Here is a 24,576-nt window from a genome sequence, read left to right on the forward strand (position 1 = left end):
AGAAATGGTCGATAAAGCACCAGCATTGAAACAACTGGATCAACAATTCCATACGATAATCATAGAAGCTTCGAAAAATAAACATTTAATTCAGATGTTAAATATGATTAAAACAAAAATTCATTATATGCGAAATAGTATGGTAGGTGCTACATTTTATCCAACTCTATTAGAAGAACATGAAAGATTATTTGAAGCAATCCAGAACAAAGATGAACCGAAAGCAGTTCAAATGATGAGTGAACATATTAAACGAGGGCTAGACGGCGTCCTAAAACAAATTAATTAATTACTAAAGGATGTTCAAAAAGTCCGGTAAAAATGACACTGCATTAGGGGAACTTCGACTAAATACCGATACGTCCTGTGTCGAACGTCGAAGTCACCACATCCTGTGGAAGTCCACTGTCGGGAGCTTCGCCGTCTCGAACTTTCAACGTACAGGACGTGCTAGTGTCGGCGTTGCCTCGGACAAATCCTGCCGTTTTTGAATAACTATTTGTCTGCTGGAATGTGCCACGGACAAATCTCGCCGTTTTTGAACAAATACTTGTCCGCTGGAAGGTGCCTCGGACAAATCTCACCGTTTTTGAACAAATACTTGTCCGCTGGAAGGTGTCGCGGTCAAATCTCACCGTTTTTGAACAACTATTTGTCTGCTGGAAGATGCCTCGGACAAATCTTGCCGTTTTTAAACAACTATTTGTCTGCTGGAAGATGCCTCGGACAAATCTTGCCGTTTTTAAACAACTATTTGTCTGTTGGAAGTTGCCTCGGACAAATCTCACCGTTTTTGAACAAATACTTGTCCGCTGGAAGGTGTCGCGGTCAAATCTTGCTGTTTTAAACACGCAATACTAGTCAAAGAAAATCTTATTTTGCCTGAAATAAGATTTTTTCTTTCGGTATATGCGGTTGACAGTTAACCGTTAACCGCATATACTAAGAGTAAAATTAGGGATAAGTTGGAAACTCTAAATTAGCTTATTTGCTGCAATAGTTTTAAGAACTAAATTTCAGGATAAAATGTATCCGCTTTCATACAGGGATGTTCCAACTGAAAGATCGAATTGGGAGGGGATAAGCATGATGGAACAATTGGAAAAATCGAAAATAAAAGAGAAAGATATATTCGAAAAAATTTCCGATCACGAGCAAGTGATGTTTTGTAATGATCCCAAAACCGGACTGAGGGCAATTATTGCTATTCACGATACATCACTTGGACCTGCTTTAGGTGGAACTCGTATGTATCCGTACGAAAGTGTTGAGGCAGCACTTGATGATGTGCTCCGTTTATCTGAAGGAATGACATATAAATGTGCAGCAGCAGATTTAGATTTCGGGGGAGGAAAAGCAGTAATTATTGGAGATCCACAAACCGATAAGTCACCGGCTCTTTTTCGCTCTTTTGGACAGTATGTTGAATCATTAAATGGACGTTTTTACACTGGGACGGATATGGGTACGACAATGGATGATTTTGTGCAAGCATTGAAAGAGACGAATTTTATTAGCGGTATACCCGAAGCATATGGTGGTGGGGGAGATACTTCCATTCCCACTGCAATCGGAGTTCTCCATGCCCTTAAAGCGACGAATAAGTATTTATTTGATGATGAAACATTAACTGGCAAAACATATGCGATCCAAGGTCTTGGAAAAGTCGGTTTTAAAGTATGTAAGCACCTATTAGAAGATGGTGCAAATGTTATTGTGGCTGATCTTAATAAGCAAGCAATAATGGAAATTGAACAAATCGGAAAAAAGTTAGGAAATCCTGTAACGGTTGTGAAAAGTGATGATATTTACTCTGTAGAAGCAGACATTTTTATCCCTTGTGCGATGGGCGGAATCCTCAATAATCAGACAATACCTCAACTAACAGTAAAAGCCATCGTAGGTTCTGCAAACAACCAATTAAAATATGAATCCCTCATCGATGAACTACACCAAAGAAATATCTTATATGCACCAGATTATATTGTAAATGCAGGTGGATTAATTTCCGTTGCAGATGAATTATATGGAGCAAATCAAGAAAGAGTGCTCAATAAAACAAAAACTATCTTTTCATCCTTATTAGAAATTTATGAACAGGCAGCGTTAGAAAGTATTTCAACATTAGAAGCGGCTAACCGAAAATGTCAAAAAACATTGGAGGAACAGAAAAACCGTAATAACTTTTTTAGCCGATTGAAAAGGCCAAAATGGAATTTTGATAAATAAATGGAGAGGATGATAGCTTAAAATGAAGGATAAATTTCCTTTGATGCAGTTGATAGATCAAGCGGGTAATATTGTATCAGAAGAATATGAGTCTTATATTACAGAAGAAAAAATCAAGAAATTCTACTATCATATGCTGCGCCTCCGAACGTACGATAGGAGAGGAAGGGCGTTGCAAAGGCAAGGTCGAATTGGGACATATGTGCCTTTTGAAGGGCAAGAAGGGGCCCAAGTAGGGAGCGCTCTCGCTTTAGATGAAAAGGATTGGATGTTTCCGACTTACCGAGATCACGGAGCAGCGCTTGCGTTTGGTGCGGAACTACATCGTCTATTACTCTACTGGAGTGGACGGGTGGAAGGGGCTGTTCCATCTTTAACAAAACGTATATTACCCGCATCAGTTCCAATCGCTACTCACCTTCCACATGCGACTGGTGCGGCAATGGCTGAAATGTATAGAGGAACAAAACATGCCAGTATCGCCTATTTTGGAGACGGAGCAACCTCTGAAGGCGATTTTCATGAAGGGATAAATATAGCCAGTGTATTTAAAGCGCCTGTCGTCTTTTTTAACCAAAATAATGGTTATGCAATTTCGGTACCAATAGAAAAACAGATGAATTCAGAGACCATTGCCCAAAAAGCGATCAGCTATGGGATACCGGGAGTTCGGGTCGATGGAATGGATGTATTTGCTGTTTATCTTGCTGTAAAAGAAGCGCTTGAACGAGCACGGCGTGGGGATGGACCAACGTTAATTGAAGCAGTCGTCTTACGCTTCGGTGCCCACACGACGGCGGATGACCCGACTAAATATCGTGATCAAGAAAAGATTGAGCAAATCCGGGATGAGGTTGATCCAATTTTACGATTAGAACGCGTAATGAAAAATAATGGTATGTGGGATGAAGCTTGGATTGACCAAACACGGAAGGAAATCGAAACCGAAATAAACGATGCGGTAGAACAGATGGAGTATTTTGATAAACCAAATCCTGCCGATATGTTTGATTATGTATTTGAAAAAGCTCCTTGGACAATTCAAGAACAGAAAGAAGCATTATTAGGAAGGAGTGGTTCGTAAATGGTCATGATGGATAATAGAATAACAGAACAAAAGATGACCTCGAAGCAAAACAAATACAATGTTATTCAAGCTATTAATGATGGATTAAAGACGATGCTAGCCTATGATGAAAATGTATTATTGCTTGGGGAGGATATTGGAGTAAATGGTGGAGTTTTTAGGGCAACAGAAGGACTACAAAAAGAATATGGAGAGAATCGGGTAATCGACACTCCACTTAGTGAAGCAGGATTCGTTGGTACGGCAGTCGGGATGGCATTAAATGGGTTGAAACCAGTTGTAGAGATTCAGTTTCTTGGGTTTATTTATCCAGCATATGAGCAAATCGCAACACATGTATCACGCATGCGTTCTCGGACATTAGGATTATACAGTTTGCCAATGGTAATCAGGGCGCCATACGGAGCGGGAGTTGGTGCCCCAGAAATCCATTCAGACAGTGTTGAAGCGCTTTTTACCCATATGCCAGGAATAAAAGTTGTCTGCCCTTCTAATGCGTACGATGCAAAAGGCTTACTCATTGCAGCGATTGAAGATCCGGATCCAGTGTTATTTCTTGAACCGATGCGATTGTACAGAGGTACACGTAAAGAGGTTCCTAGTGAGAAATATACGGTTGAAATTGGAAAAGGCTCCTATGTAAAAGAAGGGGAAGATGTTTCTGTCTTTGCTTGGGGGGCGATGGTTCCTGTAGCAGAAAAAGCAGCGCAAGCATTAGAGGCAGAAGGTATTTCTTCTGACGTAATTGACTTACGTACCCTTTATCCACTTGATAAAGATATTATTGCGGCATCTGTACAAAAAACAGGCAGGGCAGTCATTGTCCATGAAGCTCACGAAACTGGTGGAGTAGGAAGTGAAATTACGTCAATCATTAACGATACGTCTTTTTTATATTTAAAATCTCCAATTGAACGTGTTACTGGATTCGATGTACCTGTTCCTTTCTTTTCGCTCGAACATGATTATGTACCGACACCGGAGCGGGTCAAAGACGCTATAAAAAATTCGGTTGAATTCTAGGGGGTGGAGGGTTTGGAAGTTAAATTTCACGACATTGGCGAAGGAATGACAGAAGGGGAAATAGTAAATTTTTTCGTGAAAGTCGGTGACCAGATAGGAGTTGATGAACCCTTACTGGAAATCCAGACAGATAAGATGGTTGCAGAAATCCCTTCCCCAGTTGCAGGAAAAGTGACAAAGCTATTTTTTAAACCAGGAGATACGATTACGGTTGGAGAAACAATTATGGTTATTGATGATGGGAAAAAACAGGCGGTACCGGTAGCAGAAAAAAAACAACAAGAGTCGGAAAAACTAGATATAGAACGAGCCGGTAAAAAAAGAAGCTCACTGCCGAAGCGGTATAATGGAATTTTAGCTGCACCTTATACGAGAAAAATAGCGCGTGAATTAGGAGTAGATATCGAAAAAATAACAGGTACAGGGCGTGCCGGACGTGTTACCGAAGAAGATGTTTATGCATTCATGAATCAACAAAAACAAAAAGCCACTAAAGAAGATGTCCAACAAACAATAATACATGAGAAAACCGAAGTAGAGGAAGTTCCATTTAAAGGAATCCGTAAACAAATTGCTACTAATTTAACACGATCAGTTCGCACTATACCCCATGTAACGCATTTTGATGAGGTAGATATTACAAATTTACAAACGTATCGGAAAGAATTAAAAGCGGTTGGTAAAGATATTTCAATCGTTCCATTTTTCTTAAAAGCATTAGTGATAGCACTTAAAGATTATCCGGTCTTTAATGCAGAACTCGATGAAGAACAGGAAATTATACGCTTGCATAAAGCTTATCATATTGGTCTCGCTACAGATACGGAGGCTGGATTGCTTGTTCCTGTCCTCCGTGATGTCGATAAAAAGTCATTGCGGGAAACTCATAATGAAATGAAACAATTAACTGAAAAAGCACAACAAGGAAAATTAACGGTAAAAGATATGCAAGGTGGAACATTTACGATCAGCAATGTCGGTCCATTAGGAGGGACGTGGGCAACACCAATTATTAATCATCCTCAAACAGGCATTATGGCATTTCATAAAACGAAGCGGGTTCCGGTTGTGATGAAAGATGATGAAATTGCGATTCGATCCATGATGAATATTTCATTATCTTTTGATCATCGTGTTGCAGACGGTGCGGATTCCGTCCGATTTACTAATCGTTTTATTGAACTGATTGAAGAACCAAAAAGATTATTTATGGAGCTGATTTAAATACTTTCAGGTTTTCAAATTGAGTGAAATAAAAGTGTATTAGCCACAAAAAATCCGAACTATAATACAAACTTTCTTCATTAAAGTTTATATTAGTTTGGATTTTTTTCATTACTAATTTCCATAAACTGTGTAGTAACTCGAAGTAATATGGTTCTGTAAATATCTAAACAAAGTTGCAACGTAAAATACCGCTTCGGCAGAATACTTCGCTTTCCACGGGCACGGCTTCAGCCTCCGAAGCACAGGACGTGCAAGTGCAGGTGTTGCGATAGGACGTCGCGCACTTAACCTGCCTCGCGGAAAGACCACCGCTGCGGGGTCTTCAGACATGTGCTTTTCCCGTAGGAGTCTTCGTATTCTACCTACGCTAGTTGGAAAAGTAAACTTTGGTCATTTATTCAAAGCAACTGTTCTAGCGGAGGAAATACATGGAGACTCCTGCAGGAGGAAAGGCCTAGGTGAGACAACGCAGTGCGTAGCACAAGGAAGGCTCATCAGCCGCCTGCGGAAAGCGGAATGTATTTCCGTAGCGGTGGTTAATTACTGTCCGAATTTACTGCACAGTTTACTTCAACAACGAAATAAGGACTGACCGTTAAAATAGTAATATTTTAATCATCGATTTCTCTACGTTCGTCTTTAGAGTGGAACGTTTTCGGCATGTTCCATTCTACTTTTTTAACTTAAATTACAGTTTACTGTTGACAGTTAACCGTTAACCAAATATACTGAAAACAGATAAGATATATTAAATCATATATTTAATTCATTTTACGTTTTAAGTCATTGAAAACGGATACAAATATAAGCTGTTGGAGGATGATAGCATGAAAGATTCAATGAAAGTTGGGTTAAAGGAATCAATCACGGTTGAAGTAACCGAGGAAATGTTGGCTAAATTTGATGGTGAGTTAGTACATCCAACATATTCAACGGTAGCTTTGGTTTATCATATGGAGTTGGTTTCTAGAAAACTATTACTCCCACATTTAGAAGAAAATGAAGAAGGAATGGGTGCGGTTGTTTCACTTAAACACTTAGCTCCATCAGGACTTGGAACACAGGTAGAGATTACTGCTACTGTAACAGATGTTACGGAAAGAAAAGTTGTTACAAAAATAACTGCGACAAACTCACTCGGTCCAATTGGTGAAGGAGAAGTAGTTCAAGGAATCCTTGCCAAAAATTTGATAGAAAGTAAGATTGAAAAATCAATTAGAAATGAAATATTGGAAGGGGTTAAATGAAGATGATGCAATTAGAAAAAACAAAATTACAACAAGAAGATATTTTTAAAAAAATAGCAGGTCATGAGCAAGTGATGTTTTGTAACGACCCGGTTACTGGCCTACAAGCAATCATTGCGATTCATGATACAACGCTTGGCCCAGCTTTAGGCGGTACACGTATGTATCCTTATGAAAGTGTTGAAGAAGCCCTGGAAGATGTTTTACGTTTATCGGAAGGAATGACTTATAAATGTGCGGCAGCAGATATCGATTTTGGCGGTGGTAAAGCTGTTATTATTGGTGATCCAAAAACAGATAAATCTCCTGCATTATTTAGGGCGTTCGGTCAATTTGTTGACTCTCTAAATGGACGTTTTTATACAGGTACAGATATGGGAACGACAATGGATGATTTTGTCCACGCTTTAAAAGAAACGAATTTTATTAATGGAATTCCTGAAGCATATGGTGGAGGGGGCGATTCATCAATCCCGACATCCCAAGGCGTTATTTATGCATTAGAAGCAACGAATTATTATTTGTTTGGGGACAAATCGTTAGGTGGAAAAAAATATGCCATTCAAGGCTTAGGAAAAGTAGGTTTTAAAGTCGCAGAGCATTTATTAAAAGTGGGTGCCGACTTGTATGTAACAGATATCCATGAAGATGTATTGACAAAGATCCAGGAAAAAGGAAATGAGTTTAATAGAACAGTAACTGTTGTTTCGAGTGAGGATATTTATTCCGTGGATGCAGATATATTCGTCCCTTGTGCAATGGGGGCAATTATTAATGAACAAACTATTGCTCAGTTAAAAGTAAAAGCTATTGTCGGATCGGCTAATAACCAGCTAGCGCATACAGGTTTAGTTGAACAATTAATGGATAAAGGAATACTTTATGCACCCGATTATATCGTAAACGCTGGAGGGCTAATTCAAGTATCTGATGAATTATACGGTGTAAATAAAGAGCGAGTGTTACTTAAAACGAAAGCGATCTATGACCTACTCTTAGACATATACGATCAGGCAAAACAGCAGAAAATATCCACCGTAGAAGCAGCAGATCAAAAGTGTCAAAAAGTTTTGCACGAGCAAAAAAATCGAAATAGTTTTTTTAGTCGCACGCTAAGACCGAAATGGAATATCCAAAAATAAATTAGTGAAGCAATCTAAGTGAAAGGAAGATTATAGATGAAGGAGAAATATCCTTTAATGACAGTAGTTGATGAAACGGGACAGCTCGTTTCAGAACATTATCAATCAGAGGTAAAAGAAGAACAAGTAAAAACATTCTATTATAATATGCTGCGTTTACGTACATACGATAAAAAAGGAAAGGCACTACAACGACAGGGTAGAATTGGGACATATGTACCGTTTGAAGGACAAGAAGCATCACAAGTAGGCAGCGCATTAGCTTTGAACGACGAGGACTGGATGTTTCCTACTTACCGTGATCACGGGGCAACATTAACGTTTGGAGCAGATTTGGATAGGTTACTGCTTCATTGGAACGGCAGAGTAGAGGGTTGTGTCCCATCACTAACTAAAAAGATTTTCCCTGCAGCGATACCGATTGCTACCCAACTTCCTCATGCTACTGGCGCTGCGATGGCGGAAGTATATAAGGGGACTAATAATTGTTCTATCGTTTACTTTGGAGATGGTGCCACTTCAGAAGGCGATTTTCACGAAGGCATGAATATAGCAAGTGTATTTAAAGCACCTGTCGTTTTCTTTAATCAAAATAATGGATATGCGATTTCTGTTCCGATTGAAAAACAAATGAACTCCGAGACGATTGCCCAAAAAGCAGTTTCTTACGGTATTCCCGGAATCCGTGTAGACGGGATGGACGTATTTGCTGTTTATCTTGCAGTAAAAGAGGCGCTTGATCGGGCACGTCGTGGTGAAGGGCCAACATTAATTGAAGCGGTAACAATACGATTTGGCCCCCATACAACAGCAGATGATCCAACGAAATACCGTAATCAAGAAAAAATAGACGAAAAACGTGAACGATTAGACCCTTTATCTCGGGTAGAACGTCTAATGAAAAATCTACATATGTGGGATAAAGACTGGATAAAGAATATGGAGGATGAAATAGAAATAGAACTAAATAATGCGATTGATAGAATGGAAGCTTTCGAGAAACCAAATCCTGCTGATATGTTTGATTATGTGTTTGAGGAACCGACTTGGACAATTGCTGAACAAAAAGAAGCGTTGCTAGGAAGGATAGGATAATGATGATAAGTACAGTTAAAAATCAAGTAGAGCAAATAAATGTAGAGCATAATTCTCTCACATTAATCCAAGGAGTTAATGAAGGGCTTAAAACGATGCTACAAGAAGATGAGAACGTTTTACTGCTCGGAGAAGATATTGGTGTAAACGGCGGAGTCTTCAGAGCAACAGATGGATTGCAAAAAGAGTTTGGGGAGCGTCGTGTCATTGATACTCCACTAAGTGAAGCAGGATTTGTTGGAACTGCCGTCGGAATGGCTTTAAATGGCTTAAAACCAGTTGTCGAAATTCAATTTCTTGGTTTTATTTATCCGGCTTATGAACAAATTGCCACACACGTTACACGAACTCGTTCAAGAACAATGGGACATTATAATTTGCCAATGGTAATCCGTGCTCCTTATGGTGCTGGAGTAAGATCACCAGAAATACATTCAGATAGTGTTGAAGCACTTTTTACACATATGCCTGGAATAAAAGTTGTCTGTCCGTCCAATGCATATGATGCAAAAGGTCTTTTAATTGCAGCAATTGAAGATCCCGACCCAGTTTTATTTTTAGAACCAATGCGTTTGTACCGAGGGAAAAGGATGGATGTTCCAGCTGAAAAATATTCAATCAAACTAGGAAAGGGTGCAACAATCGAAACAGGGGAAGATGTTACCGTTTTTGCATGGGGAGCAATGGTTCCTATTGCTGAACAGGCAGCTAATGAAATGAAGGAACAAGGTATTTCTTGTGACGTCATTGATTTACGAACATTATATCCATTAGATAAAGATATCATTGCAAAGTCTGTACAAAAAACAGGACGTGTTGTTATTGTCCATGAAGCTCATGCAACAGGTGGGGTAGGTAGTGAGATTACTTCCGTTATAAATGATACGTCATTTTTATATTTGAAAGCTCCGATTGAACGAGTAACTGGATTCGATGTTCCTGTTCCATTGTTTGCAATTGAAAATGATTATTTACCAACTGCTGATCGTGTAAAAGAAGCGATTAAAAAAGTAGTGGAATTTTAGTAGGGGGTGAAACATTTGGATGTTAAGTTTCATGATATTGGTGAAGGAATGACCGAGGGAGAAATTCTACATTATTTTGTCCAAGTCGGTGATGAAGTTGCTGTAGATCAACCTTTAGTAGAAATGCAAACAGATAAAATGGTTGCAGAAATCCCATCTCCAGTTGCGGGAAAAGTGGAGGCTATTCATTTTAAACCTGGCGAAACGATTACCGTAGGGACTACGATTTTAGAAATAGATGATGGGAAAGAAAAAACAAAAAAACAGGCGGCTCCGGCTATGGAACAGCAAACGAAAAAAACGCTCCAACAAAAAACGGATACGGAGACATTTACACCGACAAATCGAATTAATCATGTAAAAGCAGCTCCTTATACACGAAAAATTGCTCGTGAACATGGAGTTGATATTGAGCAAATTATTGGAACCGGTAAAAACGGACGGGTCACGGAAGAAGATGTGTATAATTTTATCAATCAAGATCAGCCAAAAGAAGACCCAATAGTACAGACAACAGTTGAAAATACGCAGTTAGAAGTGGAACCAGATATTATTTCGTTTAAAGGGATACGTAAACAAATTGCAAAAAATTTAAGCTATTCTGTTCAGACGATTCCACATGTAACCCATTTTGAAGAGGTTGATTTAACAAATCTATTGGAGTTTCGCAAGGAGTTAAAAGCATCCGATAAACATATTTCAGTAGTTGCTTTCTTTTTGAAAGCTTTAGCGATTGCGTTAAAAGATTACCCGATCTTTAATGCGGAACTTAATGAAGAAAAGGAAGTTATTCAATTATATAAAGTTGTCAATATCGGTCTTGCAACAGACACCGAAGCAGGCTTATTAGTACCTGTTTTAAAAAATATAGGCGGAAAATCGTTACAACAAATTCAGATAGAAATGAAAGATTTAACTGAAAAAGCGCAACAAGGGAAACTAAGTGCAGATGAAATGAAAAATGGTACATTTACGATTAGTAATGTTGGACCTTTGGGTGGAGTTGGTGCAACGCCGATTATAAATCATCCACAAACTGGAATTATGGCCTTTCACAAAACGAAAAAAACACCGGTCATAATGGATAATGGTGACATGGAAGTTCGCGATATTATGAATATTTCTCTGTCCTTCGACCACCGGGTTGCTGATGGTGCAGATTCTGTGAGATTCACGAATCGATTTGTTGAATTAATCGAACAACCGAATAAGCTTTTAATCGAATTGGTATAGTAGTTTGCCTTAATTAATGCGTATATTCCTTCCAAAACCTCTGAAGGAATATACTGCTTGATTAAATGAAAAGATGATTGCTGCCTGTCCCCGAAATGAATGCGCTATCATGAAGTGGAAAAGAATTTAATATGACAAATAATGTTAGGTTAATACAAATTCATGCCGACAAACATATACGATATTATATATGTTTAATGGGGGATTATTAAATGGAGTAGTATACCTGAAAAGGCGGCATATTATCTAATGAAATTTTGAAAGGAGGAATAAACGGAATACTAAAGTTTACATTCCATAATGACATCATTTAACATAGTAGTATAACAATTTTAAAATTCTTAACTTACGAGTAAACGATAAAAGCATTTAGAATATTGAAGAAAATTAAGGAGATGTCCTATGTTTCGTATAAAAGCAGTACAAACCCCAAAATTGGGTGAAGCAATTCTAGTTACACTTGCTGTGATAGCAATTATTAGTTCAAGTATTATTTTTTTAGAAACGGTTCCCCATATTCCAATCGTTATTTCTATGCTGTTTTTAGTTATATATGGCTTGATAAAAGGAGTCTCTTATAAAGAACTTGAAAATGGAATAACAGACGGAGCTAAAGCAGGAATGGCCGCTACGTTTTTATTTTTCTTCATTGGGATATTAATAGCGTCATGGATGTTAGGTGGGACAATTCCGACTTTGGTCTATGTTGGCTTTGAATTAGTAACACCTAAATTTTATTTAGCAATTGTTTTTATTGTTACATCCATTATTGGAATAAGTGTTGGAAGTTCATTAACGACTGTCGGAACTATTGGTGTAGCGTTCATTGGAATTTCTAGCGCAATTGATGTTTCATTGGCGATGACGGCAGGTGCTATTGTATCGGGAGCATTTTTCGGTGATAAAATGTCGCCATTATCAGATACAACGAATATGGCTTCATCTATTTTGCAAGTTGATTTATTTGACCATATTAAAAATATGGGATGGACAACTATACCTGCATTTATTATCTCACTCATTTTATTTGCGGTTCTTTCGCCAAATATATCGGGAGCTAATTTTGGAGAAATGGAAGTATTCAAACAAGGTTTAATGGACACAGGGCTTGTTAGTTGGTATGGAGGAGTTATTCCAATCGTAGTTTTATTAATATTTTCGCTTAAAAAAGCACCCGCACTACTCGCCCTTGCAGCTGGTTCTGTTAGTGCGATTATCGTTTCCTTATTTAATGGGCCGAAGCCGCTTGGGGAAATTATGGGGATTTTATTTGGTGGATTCACATCCAATACTGGTGTTGAAGAAATCGATTCATTATTGACCCGAGGTGGGATGGAAAGTATGCTGTTTACCATTGGAATAGTATTGCTTGCCCTCAGTCTTGGAGGATTATTATTTACATTGGGCATTGTTCCAAGGCTGCTTGCTGCCATTGAATCAGCTTTAAAAAAGGTAAGCTCGGTCATCTTATCTTCTGCTTTAACGGCAATTGGAATTAACGTTTTAATTGGAGAACAATATCTATCCATTCTTTTAACTAGTGAGGCGTACGCATCTTCATATAAGAAGGTTGGCCTAAGCAATTTAAATTTAGCAAGAGTGTCTGAAGATGCCGGAACAGTTGTGAATCCACTTGTTCCTTGGAGTGTTTGCGGAGTCTTTATTACAAGTGTACTTGGCGTATCAACTCTTGCATACTTACCATTTGCATTCTTTTGTTTATTAAGTCCTATTTTAACTGTTTTTTATGGATATACGGGTAAAACACTTACTTATATAGAAGCAAGTGAGCAAGAAGACCAGGAGCCAGAAGTGTCTCTCGATATGAAAGGAAATACGATCGTATAAAAAATTTTTGACGAGAAATTAAACCTATAAATGAAAAAAACTAGCACGAACCAAAAATGGTTGTGCTAGTTTTTTCTTTAATACATTGGTAAATTGTCTGAAGGAGGTGTCATCGAATCATAATTAATTAACAATAACACTTTCCCTTGATCAAGTTTTTCTTCAAGTTCTTCTGATTCGAAAGGAGAATACCCCATGTTTTGTAATTTTTCCCGAAGTTCGTCACCTTTTTGTCGGAATATATTTCCTACAGCTGAACCGAGACCTTCTTCTTCAATTCCAATCGTATTAATATCAGCATTGTCTGCAAGTCGATTTGTCCGATCGTCATCATGTGTCAAAACATATAAATCTGTTCTGTCAACTCCTCTTGCAGTCAGTTCCTGAACTTCTGTAATTAAAGCTTGGTCATCAGTAAATTCTTTTACGCTAGGCTTCAAGTGTAATTCCTCCTTAGAGAAAACAATTCCTTACTGTTTAATTTTGCAGAATTCTGCAATTATACTTTGCAAAGTCGACTTATGTAAGCAATACCCGCTCACCTTAAAATTAAACAAAAAATTTTTAATAAATCATTTTTTTATTTTACTTTGAGGGTCGTTTTTAGTGAAATCTGTTTTTCTTCCATAACGGATTAAATCATATACAACACGGCCATTGCTTGGTTGTCCATCTGGATAATAGATGGGAATCGCATCAAATAATACAAAATAGAACGCATAAAAAACAAATCGGTGCCAAAAATTTGCTTCTAAAATTCCCTCAACTAATAGACTGTTCACAATTAATGCCATGAAAAGAGTCGAAATAATTGGTGATGCGTAAATTATCATATGCGTTAATTTGGAGTCTTTTTTTAAATCCTTATATGAACACCAGCTATAAGTAAAATAATAGCGGCGTACTTCAAATACTCCAAGTTTGAAAACTACAGGCCCAGAACCGATAGTTACTTTCGTTTCTTTTGCCCCAAATATTTTGCTTGTAAATAAGTATCCTAATTCTCTAACGAGAGAAACGACTGGCAATATGATAAATAGCGAAATAATTAAACTAATGAAATCGACTAGCCCTAAAATATCTTATACCTACTTTCCAAAATGAAGTTTTACTAGACCCATTCCCACTAGAAACATAATTTAACCTACTTTCGTTTTAGTTATTTAAAAGAGGGATATACAAGTAGTAACAAGGTAAGGAAAGGATGAAACTGTAATGACAGCCGAAATTGTAATTATGAATAAACGTGGCTTATCATTGGCTGCGGATAGTGCAATTACTAGCGGAGAAGATGGGGTTAGGAAGGTATATAATTCGGCAAACAAACTATTCTCTTTGTCAAAAAATCATCCAGTTGGGATTATGGTATATGGCTCAGCTTCATTTATGGAAGTTCCATGGGAGATCATAATTAAAACATTTAGTGATGAATTACGGGATGAAAAGTTTATGAATCTTACCGATTATATGAATCATTTTTTGGAATTTATTAAAGAAGAAAAGAAGTATAATCATCAAGAAGTTGAAGAAATCATCGTCTATCGTTTATTTTTTGATTCGTTAAAAGAAATAGTAAAAGAAGTAGAGGAAACGATGAAAGAAAACGAAGAGAAAGGAATGCAAATTGATGACCGGAATATTGCCGACTGGATCTATGATTGCGTAAAGAAAAAAGTCGCTTATTACAAAGAAACAAAAGCATTGATTGAATTAGAGTTTGAAAGTTTTAAAAGACAGTTTCGTCATATTATTGATGAAATATGTAAAGAGATAATACCAATTGAAACAGTGGAGGAACTTTTACAAGAATTGTACAAATTAGCATTTGAAGTTGTGAAACGGGATTATTTTAGTAATGGAAGCAGTGGATTTGTCATGGCGGGATATGGGGAAAAAGAAATTTTTCCTCATTTATTAAACTATCGTTTAGAAGGATTTGTCTTTGGGCAATTAAAATATAAAAAAATAGAAGAAAAAATTATAAGTTATACATCCGACCAAGATAATGGTACTACATCAATATCTGCATTTGGCCAAAAAGAAATGATTAATTCATTTATTTATGGAATCGAGCCGAATATGGAAGATGCAATGTTTGGAATTCTTGATAAAGTTTTAAAAAATTACCATGATCAGATGCAATATTTATTAAATATCTCTTTAACAAAGGAACAAGTTACAGCGCTTGAGAAAATGGGTAATACAATATATGAATCAATTGAAGATGCAGTTGAAGAGTATAAGGAAAATAATTACATGCAACCACTTTTAGAAATAGTTCGATCACTTCCGGTTAGAGAACTGGCGGAAATGACGGAAACGCTCATCAATTTAACCTCTTTTAAAAGACGTGTAACGAGAGTAACAGAATCTGTTGGACCACCAATTGATGTTGCTGTAATAACAAAAGGAGAAGGATTTGTCTGGGTGAAACGAAAACAAGTTGTTGAGCAAAAATAAATGGGATAGAAAGGAGAATGGGCATGGCAGGGGAAGGTAAAAACACAAACAAAGGAAGTTATTTTAATCTATCGGATGAAGACAGAATGGAACTAGAGCTGAAAAGAAAAGAAAAAGAAGAAAAAGAAATTGCCGCAGAAAAAGTTATGAAAAAAGTGAAAGAAAAATTTATGGATGAATAAATGTGGTCGAAACAAAAGTTTTATGTTCTAAACTAATCCGAACTATTCCCAAATTCTATTTAAGAAATGTATAATAGTTCGGATTTTTAGGTGTTATTGTAGACTATGTTGTTTCAAGTCTATTAAGTGCGGCTTTAGACTCAGCATGTTAGAAACCACTCAGCATCATTTCGATCGACTCGGCATGTTAGGAAACCACTCGTCATCTTTTTGAGCGACTCGGCATGTTAAAAAACGACTCAGCATCATTTCGATCGACTCGGCATGTTAAAAAACGACTCAGCATCATTTCGATCGACTCGGCATATTAAAAAACGACTCAGCATCATTTCGATCGACTCAGCATGTTAGGAAACCACTCTTCATCTTTTCGATCGACTCAGCATGTTAAGAAACCACTCGTCATCATTTTGATCGACTCAGCATGTTAGGAAACCACTCGTCATCATTTTGATCGACTCAGCATGTTAGGAAATCACTCAACATCATTTTGATCGACTCAGCATGTTAGGAAACCACTCGTCATCATTTCGATCGACTCAGCATGTTAAGAATCGACTCAACATCTTTTCGAACAACTTAGCATGTAGTGAAACGATTATCACCTTACGCTTCGGTGAATTATTTTATGTCGTCGTTAGAGCTAAATATAAATGAAGAGTCAATATCTATAAAAAATACATTTAATCTTTATTCAGAGTAAAGTATCTTCGTCTACTAGAATGGATAATTGTAATGAAAAGATCTGTAATAATTCTTTAACACAATTGATAAAACTGTATAGAAATGCATAATGACAAGCTCTAAGGAGTTACATTGGAGAAAAATCGACAATCTTTGCCAAAAATATGTTTATCATATGTTGTACGTGGAATAACAGCTACTGAAGGCAAAGGACATGATGCCTAAATCTTATTCAAAGGAGCTGTTATTAATGGCTAAGAAGAATAGAAAAAAGATGTCAGTCGAAGAAGCGGGTCAAAAGGGTGGAAAAGCAACTGCTAGGAACCATGACCGAGAATTTTACGAAGAAATAGGTCAAAAGGGTGGAAAAGCAACTTCCAGAAACCATGACCGAGAATTTTACGAAGAAATAGGACAAAAAGGTGGAAAAGCGACTGCAAGGAATCATGACCGCGAATTCTATGAAGAAATAGGACAAAAGGGTGGAAAAGAAACTGCCAAAAATCATGACCGAGAATTTTATGAAGAAATAGGTCAAAAAGGTGGAAAAACGACAGCTAAAAACCATGATCGCGAATTCTATGAAGAGATAGGAGAAAAGGGCGGTAAAAAACGTAGCCGTAAACGTAGAAACATGTAAAAAGTAAATATATTCGCATCCCTGGAGACCGCGTAATTACGCGGTCTCTATTTTTTTCTTTCCCTATTTCCCTATAATTGCTCTTATGCCTTGAATGATTAATGCAACTGCAAATATAATCATGATTAGTCCACCAATAATAGTGAATATATTTGACAATTCAGGAGTAATTATCGCAGAAGTTGGTAGATTAGCTAATGCGTAACCAGCTAGAATACAGGCTAGGTAAAGCAAGGAAACTTGGTTCATTTTCCTCCCTCCTTCCTTCTCTATTATCTTATTAATTTAAAAGTAATCTGAATGGATGTTTGTAGAAAGATTAGCAAAAATAATTATCTGCCTACTTGATTAATGACTTCTTCATGGTTTCATTTTTGTTAAGAAAACGATACGATATAATATAGACCTTTTATTAATATAATTGGTATGTAATTAGATTTTAATTGTCTTAATGTAAGAAAAAGGAGCATTTTTATGAATGAAACGATTCAAAAATTAACACCCCAATTACAAAAAATCTTTCAACACCTACATGCCAATCCAGAAATTAGTTGGCAGGAATTTAACACAACTGACTATATTCAGTCCCTTTTTGCAAAGGAAAATTGTAAAATTTCTACGTTTGATGATCTCCCTGGACTAATCGTTGAAATTGGAAGTGGCAAACCTGTCGTAGCGTTACGGGCAGATATTGATGCCCTATGGCAAGAAGTAGATGGAAAGTTTCAAGCTAATCATTCTTGTGGACATGACGCCCATATGACGATAGTAATCGGAACTATTTTAAACCTACTTCGCAGTGATGTCCCTCTTACAGGTACATTTCGATTTATCTTTCAACCTGCTGAAGAAAAAGGTACTGGAGCTTTAGCGCTAGTTAAAAAAGGGATTGTAGATGATGTAGACTATTTATATGGAATGCATGTAAGACCAATTCAAGAATTGCCACATGGTAAATTCGCTCCAGCAATTCGTCATGGGGCTGCCTGCTTTATGAAAGGCGAAATTATTGGAGAGGATGCCCACGGCGCAAGACCTCATTTAACGGCAAATGCTATCCAAGTTGGGAGTGAATTTTACCAACATTTAAATCAAATTCAACTTAACCCAATGGTACCTTATTCCGCAAAATTGACTTCTTTTCAATCGGGTGGAAAAAGTATCAATATTATTCCAGGAAGCGCTACGTTTTCAATCGATATTCGTGCACAAACGAATGATGCTATGTTTGAATTAATAAATCAGATCCATAAGATTAGTGAGATGCTAGCAGATTATCATCGAGTGAAGATTAAACTTGAAACGGTTTCAAATGTTGCTGCAGCAATTATCAATGAAGATGCTGTGAAAAAAATGAAAAAAGCAATTATTGACAGTGTGGGAGAAAATAATTTAGCACCGATTATTGAAACAACTGGTGGGGATGATTTTCATTTTTATACAATAAAACGTCCAGACTTAAAAGCGACGATGCTTGCCATTGGTTGTGATTTAGCTCCCGGTCTTCATCATCCAGATATGACTTTTAATCATGAAGCAATTCCAAAATCGATTGAAATTTTATCAAATGTCTTAATAAATACGGTAAAAGCGCAGTCTTAAGGGAGATGAGAATCATACAAACGATTGAAATCCGTGAAATAACAACAATTGAAGAGTTGCATCAGTTGCAACAAGTTGAACGTGCGGTTTGGGAGATGCCGTCAATCCCCATTCATCAGACGTTTACAGCAATGAAAAACGGTGGCATCATACTCGGAGCTTATTCCGGGGAAAAAATGGTTGGATTTTTATACAGTTTTGCAGGATTTGACAGCAACTCTGTCTATCTATGCTCACATATGCTCGGTATTTTACCAGAATACAGAAAAGCTGATCTTGGAGTCAAAATGAAATTAAAGCAGGCACAACTTGCTAAAGATAAAGGATATGACATGATTACGTGGACATTTGATCCATTGGAAAGTAAAAATGCCTATCTTAATTTGCATAAATTAGGAGCGAGAGGTGCAGTTTATCGGGCTAATCATTATGGAGATTTAAATGACAAATTAAATCAAGGTTTACCGACAGATCGGATCCTAATTAAATGGGACTTAAATAAGTCTACAAAGAAGCGTGAAAATCACTCATTGGATATGGAGAAAGTGTTGCTTACGGCAGACAAATTTGGCAAACCGATTGCGTCGGACGTCACAGGTACATTATCGTCAGACAAGTGGTTTGTCGCAATACCACGGGATATTCAAACGATGAAGCAAACAGATTTTGAATTGGCAAAAGAATGGCGCTATCAAACGAGAAAAATTTTCAAGCAATTATTTGCTGTAGGATACCAAGCGACAGATTTATTACTAGATACGAACGAAAATTTTATTAGTTTCTATGTATTCACGAAATAATTTTGGAGGGAAAGAGATGGCACTAGTTATAGAAAAGATCAAACTACATCATTTAAAAATGACATTGAATGATCCGTTTTCAACGAGTTTTGGGACGTTTCAAGAGAAAGAATTTTTTATTACCGAAATGATAGATGGCAGTGGCAACCGAGGTTTTGGCGAGTCTGTTGCATTTACAAGTCCATGGTATAGTGAAGAAACTGTACAAACAAATTTGCATATGATGACTGACTTTCTTATACCTATTTTAAAAAATAATGAAATTCATCATCCAGATGAGGTTTTTGACCTGTTTCAGCCAATTAGAAGAAATAATATGGCAAAAGCTGCACTTGAAGGTGCGGTATGGGATCTGTATGCGAAACAAAAAAATATTCCTTTAGCAGAAGCGCTAGGAGGAGAAAGAAAAACAATTGATGTTGGAATCAGCCTTGGTATCGAGCCGACTGTAAACGATCTACTAAGAAAAATTGAACATTATGTACAAGAAGGGTATAAACGAATCAAAATAAAAATTAAACCGGGATATGATGTCGATGTTCTGAAAGAAGTACGGCGTGTATTTCCGGAGACTAAAATAATGGCTGATGCAAATTCGGCATATACATTAAATGATATCGATCATTTACGAAAATTAGATGACTTAGATTTAATGATGATTGAACAACCGCTCGCACATGATGATATTATTGATCATGCGAAACTGCAGAAGGCAATGACAACACCTATATGTTTGGACGAGAGTATACATTCTCTTGAGGATGCTAGAAAAGCAATTGAACTAGAAAGCTGTAAAATTATTAATATTAAGATCGGACGTGTCGGTGGGTTAACAGAGTCAAAACGAATTCATGATTATTGCAAGGAAAAAGGCATCGATGTTTGGTGTGGTGGCATGTTAGAAGCGGGCGTTGGTCGTGCACATAATATTGCACTTACAACCTTATCACAATTTACGTTGCCTGGTGATACTGCTGGATCTTCTCGTTATTGGAAAAAAGATATTATTGAGCCGGAAGTTATTGTCGAAAACGGCGTCATTAATGTCCCAACAAAGCCGGGAATTGGGTATGAGATTGATGAAAAGGCATTAGAAGAGTTTACGCTTAGTACAAAGGAATTTAACTTATAGTTATTATTTCAACACCTTGGGAAAGTGTCCTTTAGATTCTTTGTTTTGGAGAAACTTTTTTATGCAAATTCCAATACATCAGTTTTTTTGTTAACCGGCTATTTTGCGAAATGACCATGGCATGTGCGTTTAACCATGCAAATTACGAAATAACCACGTACTATCTATTTTAATCACGGGGAATTGGAATCCCGCGCCTTTGATCTCGTTGGAAAGAATTGAGAAGAGCCTCGCTGCGCCCTCCCGCGCCTTTGATCTCGTTGGAAAGAAGTGAGAAGAGCCCTGCGGTGCCCTCCCGCGCCTTTGATCTCGTTGGAAAGAATTGAGAAGAGCGCCGCTGCGTTCTCCCGCGCCCTTGATCTCGTTATAAAGAAGTGAGAAGAGCGCCGCGGTGTCCTCCCGCGCCCTTGATCTCGTTATAAAGAATTGAGAAGAGCGCCGCGGTGTCCTCCCGCGCCCTTGATCTCGTTGGAAAGAATTGAGAAGAGCGCCGCGGCATCCTCCCGCGCCTTTGATCTCGGTGAAAATAGTGAGAAGAGCGCCGCTGCGCCCTCCCGCGCCCTTGATCTCGTTGGAAAGAAGTGAGAAGAGCCTCGCGGCGTCCTCCCGCGCCCTTGATCTCGTTGGAAAGAATTGAGAAGAGCGCCGCGGCATCCTCCCGCGCCTTTGATCTCGGTGAAAATAGTGAGAAGAGCGCCGCGGCATCCTCCCGCGCCTTTGATCTCGGTGAAAATAGTGAGAAGAGCGCCGCTGCGCCCTCCCGCGCCTTTGATCTCGTTGGAAAGAAGTGAGAAGAGCCCTGCGGTATGTGTGTTTATCCACGCAAATTATGAAATAATCACACGATATCTATTTTAATCACGAGGAATTGGAAATAACCGCGGCATACGCGTGGTTAACCATGCAAATTACAAAATAACCACACAATATTTGTTTTAGCCGCGGGAAGAAGAAATAAACAGAAGTTACTATATTAATCTGCTAAATAAATAACAGCTCTTCCTTCAACCGGAAGAGCTGTTTCAAATGGTTTTTAAAAGTTTGAGCACTTCATCGGCTGTTTTCATTGAAAGTGCTTTTTCTACTAAAAGCTCCATGTCTTTTTTATTTATTTTTTTCAATTGGCTTCGAGCTGGAAGTATTGAGGATGCGCTCATGGAGAACTCATTTAGTCCCAGGCCTAATAAGAGCGGAATCGCTTTTGGGTCTCCGGCCATTTCTCCACACATTCCAACCCATTTACCTTCTGCAAGTGCTGCATCAACCACTATTTTCACTAAGCGTAAAATTGCCGGGTGATATGGTTGATATAAATATTCTACATGTTCATTCATACGATCGGCTGCAAATGTATATTGAATGAGGTCGTTAGTTCCGATACTAAAAAAATCTACTTCTTTAGCAAATTGATCGATCAGCATTACTGTAGCCGGAGTTTCTACCATAATTCCGACTTCCATATTCCCAACAGGTATATTCTGTTTTTGGAGTTTCTGTTTCTCTTCAATAAGAATTCGTTTAGCTTCATGAAATTCATCAAGCGTTGCGATCATTGGAAACATAATTTTTAAGTTTCCATAGTTACTGGCCCGGATTAAAGCACGTAATTGTGTTCTGAAAATGGTCATTTCCTCTAAGGAAAACCGAATTGCACGAAGTCCTAAAAAAGGATTCGTTTCTTTTGGCATATTTAAGTAGGGGAGCTGTTTATCCGCTCCAATATCTAGTGTCCGAACAATGACCGATTTCCCATCCATCTCCTGTAACACAGTTTTGTATGCATCAAATTGTTCCTCTTCAGTAGGTAAAGATGTTCTTTCCATGTACAAAAATTCTGTCCGGTACAGTCCAATTCCTTCAGCACCGTTAGCCTTAACTTGTTCCAAATCTTTTGGTGAACCAATATTTGCAACTAATTCTACTTGGTAGTTATCTTTTGTGACAGTAGGTTTTTCTTTTAATAATTCCCATTCCGCACGCTGTATAACAAGTTTTTCTTGTCTTTTCCTATATTTTTCTTGAATTATTTCAGAAGGATTAACAAAGATTTCACCAGTCATTCCATCGATGATGATGTTATCACCATTTTTAATTTTTTGTGAAGCATCTTTTGTTCCAACAATTGCTGGAATTCCCATTGTTCTAGCCATAATGGCAGAGTGAGATGTCCGACCGCCAATATCTGAAATAAAGCCTTTTACATATATTTTATTAATTTGAGCCGTATCAGATGGGGTCAAATCTTTAGTAATTAGAATAGTCTCTTCTGTGATTAGTCCGGGATTTGGTAATGTTTTACCAAGCAGATGTGCGAGTACACGTTTTGTCACATCTTTAATATCTGCAGATCTTTCCCGCATATATTCATTTTCCATTTGTTCAAACATATCAATGAATGAAGTTGTTACTTTAGATAGAGCAGATGCAGCGTCTATTTTATCATTGGTAATTTTCTCTCGAATAGCGGAAAGAAAATCTGGATCTTGTAAAACTAGTAAATGTGCATCAAAGATTCGCGCATTTTCTTCTCCTTGTAATTCGGAGACTTTATCACGAATTAGGTTTAGTTCATCTTTCGCTCTCTCTAAAGCATTATGTAATTTAGTGATTTCAAAATCACTATTTTCAACTGGCTTTTTTTCAAAGGATAAATCAGGTTCAATTAGTTTATAAGCTTTTCCAAACGCAATACCACTTGATGCAGCAATGCCTTCTAAGCTTAATGACATTAGTTAGCTATCCCTTCTTTAGTAAATAATTCTTCAATATTTTTCATTGCTTCCTCTTCATCATGCCCGTCAATGATCATGGTAAATTTTGCACCTTGCGCGATACCTAACGACATCACACCCATAATTGATTTAACATTTACTTTTTTATTTTGATATTCCAATTCCACGTCTGATGAAAAGCGGCTCGCAACTTGTACTAATTGTGTAGCTGGTCTTGCGTGCAATCCTGTTTCTCCTGTTACGGTAAATTCTTTACTTATCATGTTTGATTTTCCTTTCTTCTGTTTCGTATTTACTGGGTGAATACTTGTATTTTTTACTAGCATACTATGCTATAACTATAATTAAGATTACCATATAAAGCGCATCTTATGTAACAAATTAGCTAGTGAAACGGAAATTTAATTTTAAAACGATAAATACCCAATTTTATTAGAAGATAAACTTCTATTTTGTAAAATGCTGAAAGGAAATTTTATATGAAAAGAAATATGATACATATAACCGTTTTAACAGTCGGATTAATTGCTATTATCATTTGGATTTTAGAACTTAAACAGGGAAAAATCCCCCTAACAGACCAAATAACGAGAGGGTTGGTAGAGGAGGTTGCAGGCACTAGAGTATATACTTTTTTTCGAGGTATGACAGAGCTTGGCAGCAAGTCTTTTGTCATCCCATTTGTAATTGTCATGATGGTTGTTTTGTGGATTGCTTACAAAAAAGTCTTTCCAGCCATTATTTTTGGTTTTGGGACACTTGGCGCTTCGATGTTGAATCGGTTTATTAAACACCTTATCGCTAGGGAACGTCCTAGTATTTCGAAAGAACTTGATGCTCTCGGATTTAGTTTTCCCTCCGGACATGCGGTTACTTCCATTGTTTGTTACGGATTATTAGCATATTTTCTTAGCGAACGATTTCCAAATCGGAAGGTAAGCATTCGGATCTTTTTTGGCATGCTGATTGTTTTAATAGGGATGAGTAGATATTTTATTAATGTACATTATCTTACGGATGTGATCACAGGTTTCTTTGTTGGATATGTTTATGTTCTACTGTTAATTTTTCTAAATAAAAATATTCAAGCACGGCGAACGTACGAAAAATAGTCCTTTTATCCTGTATGAAATGTGCCTAATTTTCTTATATAATTAATATAAAGAAAATGACAGTATGTAGCACATA

Annotated in this window: 23 protein-coding genes; 18 read left to right on the top strand and 5 right to left on the bottom strand. The window is 37.4% G+C overall.

The genetic code is table 11. The features are described from left to right. The 11 genes from ACPYKA_RS01225 to nhaC form a co-directional block, all read left to right on the top strand. Positions 1 to 289 (top strand): FCD domain-containing protein (locus tag ACPYKA_RS01225; protein WP_479540594.1); only part of this gene is annotated, 289 nt, incomplete at its 5' end. Between the two features lie 800 nt (positions 290 to 1,089). Beyond that, the gene (locus tag ACPYKA_RS01230) at positions 1,090 to 2,229 is read left to right on the top strand and encodes a Leu/Phe/Val dehydrogenase (protein ID WP_479540628.1); all 1,140 of its coding nucleotides are present in this window, start codon (positions 1,090 to 1,092) and stop codon (positions 2,227 to 2,229) included. Positions 2,230 to 2,251: 22 nt separating this feature from the next. Beyond that, entirely contained in the window at positions 2,252 to 3,313 is a 1,062-nt protein-coding gene (pdhA, locus tag ACPYKA_RS01235; protein ID WP_479540595.1) for a pyruvate dehydrogenase (acetyl-transferring) E1 component subunit alpha, read from the top strand. A gap of 9 nt (positions 3,314 to 3,322) precedes the next feature. Then, on the top strand, positions 3,323 to 4,339 hold the full coding sequence (locus ACPYKA_RS01240) for an alpha-ketoacid dehydrogenase subunit beta (RefSeq protein WP_479540629.1): 1,017 nt from the start codon (positions 3,323 to 3,325) through the stop codon (positions 4,337 to 4,339). Positions 4,340 to 4,351: 12 nt separating this feature from the next. Continuing rightward, positions 4,352 to 5,563 (top strand): dihydrolipoamide acetyltransferase family protein, encoded by a 1,212-nt coding sequence (locus tag ACPYKA_RS01245; RefSeq protein WP_479540596.1) that lies wholly within the window; start codon positions 4,352 to 4,354, stop codon positions 5,561 to 5,563. Between the two features lie 830 nt (positions 5,564 to 6,393). Beyond that, on the top strand, positions 6,394 to 6,813 hold the full coding sequence (locus tag ACPYKA_RS01250) for a thioesterase family protein (RefSeq protein ID WP_479540597.1): 420 nt from the start codon (positions 6,394 to 6,396) through the stop codon (positions 6,811 to 6,813). Positions 6,814 to 6,815: 2 nt separating this feature from the next. Beyond that, positions 6,816 to 7,955 carry a Leu/Phe/Val dehydrogenase gene (locus ACPYKA_RS01255; RefSeq protein ID WP_479540630.1) on the top strand — a complete coding sequence of 380 codons (1,140 nt, stop codon included), beginning with the start codon at positions 6,816 to 6,818 and terminating at the stop codon, positions 7,953 to 7,955. Positions 7,956 to 7,991: 36 nt separating this feature from the next. Beyond that, on the top strand, positions 7,992 to 9,050 hold the full coding sequence (gene pdhA / locus ACPYKA_RS01260) for a pyruvate dehydrogenase (acetyl-transferring) E1 component subunit alpha (RefSeq protein ID WP_479540598.1): 1,059 nt from the start codon (positions 7,992 to 7,994) through the stop codon (positions 9,048 to 9,050). A 2-nt stretch (positions 9,051 to 9,052) separates the two neighbouring features. Continuing rightward, positions 9,053 to 10,075: an alpha-ketoacid dehydrogenase subunit beta gene (locus tag ACPYKA_RS01265; protein WP_479540631.1), complete on the top strand. Its 1,023-nt coding sequence runs from the start codon at positions 9,053 to 9,055 to the stop codon at positions 10,073 to 10,075. 15 nt (positions 10,076 to 10,090) lie between these two features. Continuing rightward, positions 10,091 to 11,308 (top strand): dihydrolipoamide acetyltransferase family protein, encoded by a 1,218-nt coding sequence (locus ACPYKA_RS01270; RefSeq protein ID WP_479540599.1) that lies wholly within the window; start codon positions 10,091 to 10,093, stop codon positions 11,306 to 11,308. A gap of 402 nt (positions 11,309 to 11,710) precedes the next feature. Next, entirely contained in the window at positions 11,711 to 13,156 is a 1,446-nt protein-coding gene (nhaC, locus tag ACPYKA_RS01275) for a Na+/H+ antiporter NhaC (RefSeq protein WP_479540600.1), read from the top strand. Positions 13,157 to 13,233: 77 nt separating this feature from the next. Here nhaC and ACPYKA_RS01280 read toward each other — a convergent pair whose 3' ends face one another. Together ACPYKA_RS01280 and ACPYKA_RS01285 are read right to left on the bottom strand one after the other, a co-directional pair. Continuing rightward, positions 13,234 to 13,596 (bottom strand): YflT domain-containing protein, encoded by a 363-nt coding sequence (locus tag ACPYKA_RS01280; RefSeq protein ID WP_479540601.1) that lies wholly within the window; start codon positions 13,594 to 13,596, stop codon positions 13,234 to 13,236. Between the two features lie 132 nt (positions 13,597 to 13,728). Continuing rightward, complete coding sequence (locus tag ACPYKA_RS01285) at positions 13,729 to 14,184, bottom strand: hypothetical protein (RefSeq protein WP_479540602.1); 456 nt, start codon at positions 14,182 to 14,184, stop codon at positions 13,729 to 13,731. Positions 14,185 to 14,371: 187 nt separating this feature from the next. Between ACPYKA_RS01285 and ACPYKA_RS01290 the strand changes: the two genes are divergently transcribed. From ACPYKA_RS01290 to ACPYKA_RS01300, 3 genes are all read left to right on the top strand, one after another. Then, entirely contained in the window at positions 14,372 to 15,616 is a 1,245-nt protein-coding gene (locus ACPYKA_RS01290) for a hypothetical protein (protein WP_479540603.1), read from the top strand. Between the two features lie 23 nt (positions 15,617 to 15,639). After that, entirely contained in the window at positions 15,640 to 15,798 is a 159-nt protein-coding gene (locus ACPYKA_RS01295) for a hypothetical protein (protein ID WP_479540604.1), read from the top strand. Between the two features lie 934 nt (positions 15,799 to 16,732). Further along, positions 16,733 to 17,122: a KGG domain-containing protein gene (locus tag ACPYKA_RS01300; protein ID WP_479540605.1), complete on the top strand. Its 390-nt coding sequence runs from the start codon at positions 16,733 to 16,735 to the stop codon at positions 17,120 to 17,122. Positions 17,123 to 17,185: 63 nt separating this feature from the next. Here ACPYKA_RS01300 and ACPYKA_RS01305 read toward each other — a convergent pair whose 3' ends face one another. Continuing rightward, on the bottom strand, positions 17,186 to 17,371 hold the full coding sequence (locus ACPYKA_RS01305; RefSeq protein ID WP_479540606.1) for a hypothetical protein: 186 nt from the start codon (positions 17,369 to 17,371) through the stop codon (positions 17,186 to 17,188). Between the two features lie 225 nt (positions 17,372 to 17,596). Here ACPYKA_RS01305 and ACPYKA_RS01310 point away from each other — a divergent pair, with 225 nt between their 5' ends. From ACPYKA_RS01310 to menC, 3 genes are read left to right on the top strand one after another with little or no spacing between them, the layout of a single operon-like run. After that, on the top strand, positions 17,597 to 18,724 hold the full coding sequence (locus ACPYKA_RS01310) for a M20 peptidase aminoacylase family protein (protein ID WP_479540607.1): 1,128 nt from the start codon (positions 17,597 to 17,599) through the stop codon (positions 18,722 to 18,724). Between the two features lie 5 nt (positions 18,725 to 18,729). Then, positions 18,730 to 19,524 (top strand): GNAT family N-acetyltransferase, encoded by a 795-nt coding sequence (locus ACPYKA_RS01315; protein WP_479540608.1) that lies wholly within the window; start codon positions 18,730 to 18,732, stop codon positions 19,522 to 19,524. A gap of 16 nt (positions 19,525 to 19,540) precedes the next feature. Next, entirely contained in the window at positions 19,541 to 20,656 is a 1,116-nt protein-coding gene (menC, locus tag ACPYKA_RS01320) for an o-succinylbenzoate synthase (protein WP_479540609.1), read from the top strand. A 1,022-nt stretch (positions 20,657 to 21,678) separates the two neighbouring features. On the opposite strand, the gene ptsP is transcribed toward menC, so the two are convergent. Both ptsP and ACPYKA_RS01330 read right to left on the bottom strand, forming a co-directional pair. Beyond that, positions 21,679 to 23,385, bottom strand: coding sequence for a phosphoenolpyruvate--protein phosphotransferase (ptsP, locus tag ACPYKA_RS01325; RefSeq protein ID WP_479540610.1), 1,707 nt, complete (start codon positions 23,383 to 23,385; stop codon positions 21,679 to 21,681). Continuing rightward, positions 23,385 to 23,651, bottom strand: coding sequence for a phosphocarrier protein HPr (locus ACPYKA_RS01330; protein WP_479540611.1), 267 nt, complete (start codon positions 23,649 to 23,651; stop codon positions 23,385 to 23,387). Before ACPYKA_RS01330 ends, ptsP begins: the two co-directional genes overlap by 1 nt. A gap of 216 nt (positions 23,652 to 23,867) precedes the next feature. Between ACPYKA_RS01330 and ACPYKA_RS01335 the strand changes: the two genes are divergently transcribed. Next, positions 23,868 to 24,500 (top strand): phosphatase PAP2 family protein, encoded by a 633-nt coding sequence (locus tag ACPYKA_RS01335; RefSeq protein WP_479540612.1) that lies wholly within the window; start codon positions 23,868 to 23,870, stop codon positions 24,498 to 24,500. Positions 24,501 to 24,576 lie beyond the last annotated feature (76 nt).

The organism is Pseudogracilibacillus amylolyticus (SeqCode) (assembly GCF_051918545.1).
Classification (GTDB): Bacteria; Bacillota; Bacilli; order Bacillales; family Amphibacillaceae; genus Pseudogracilibacillus.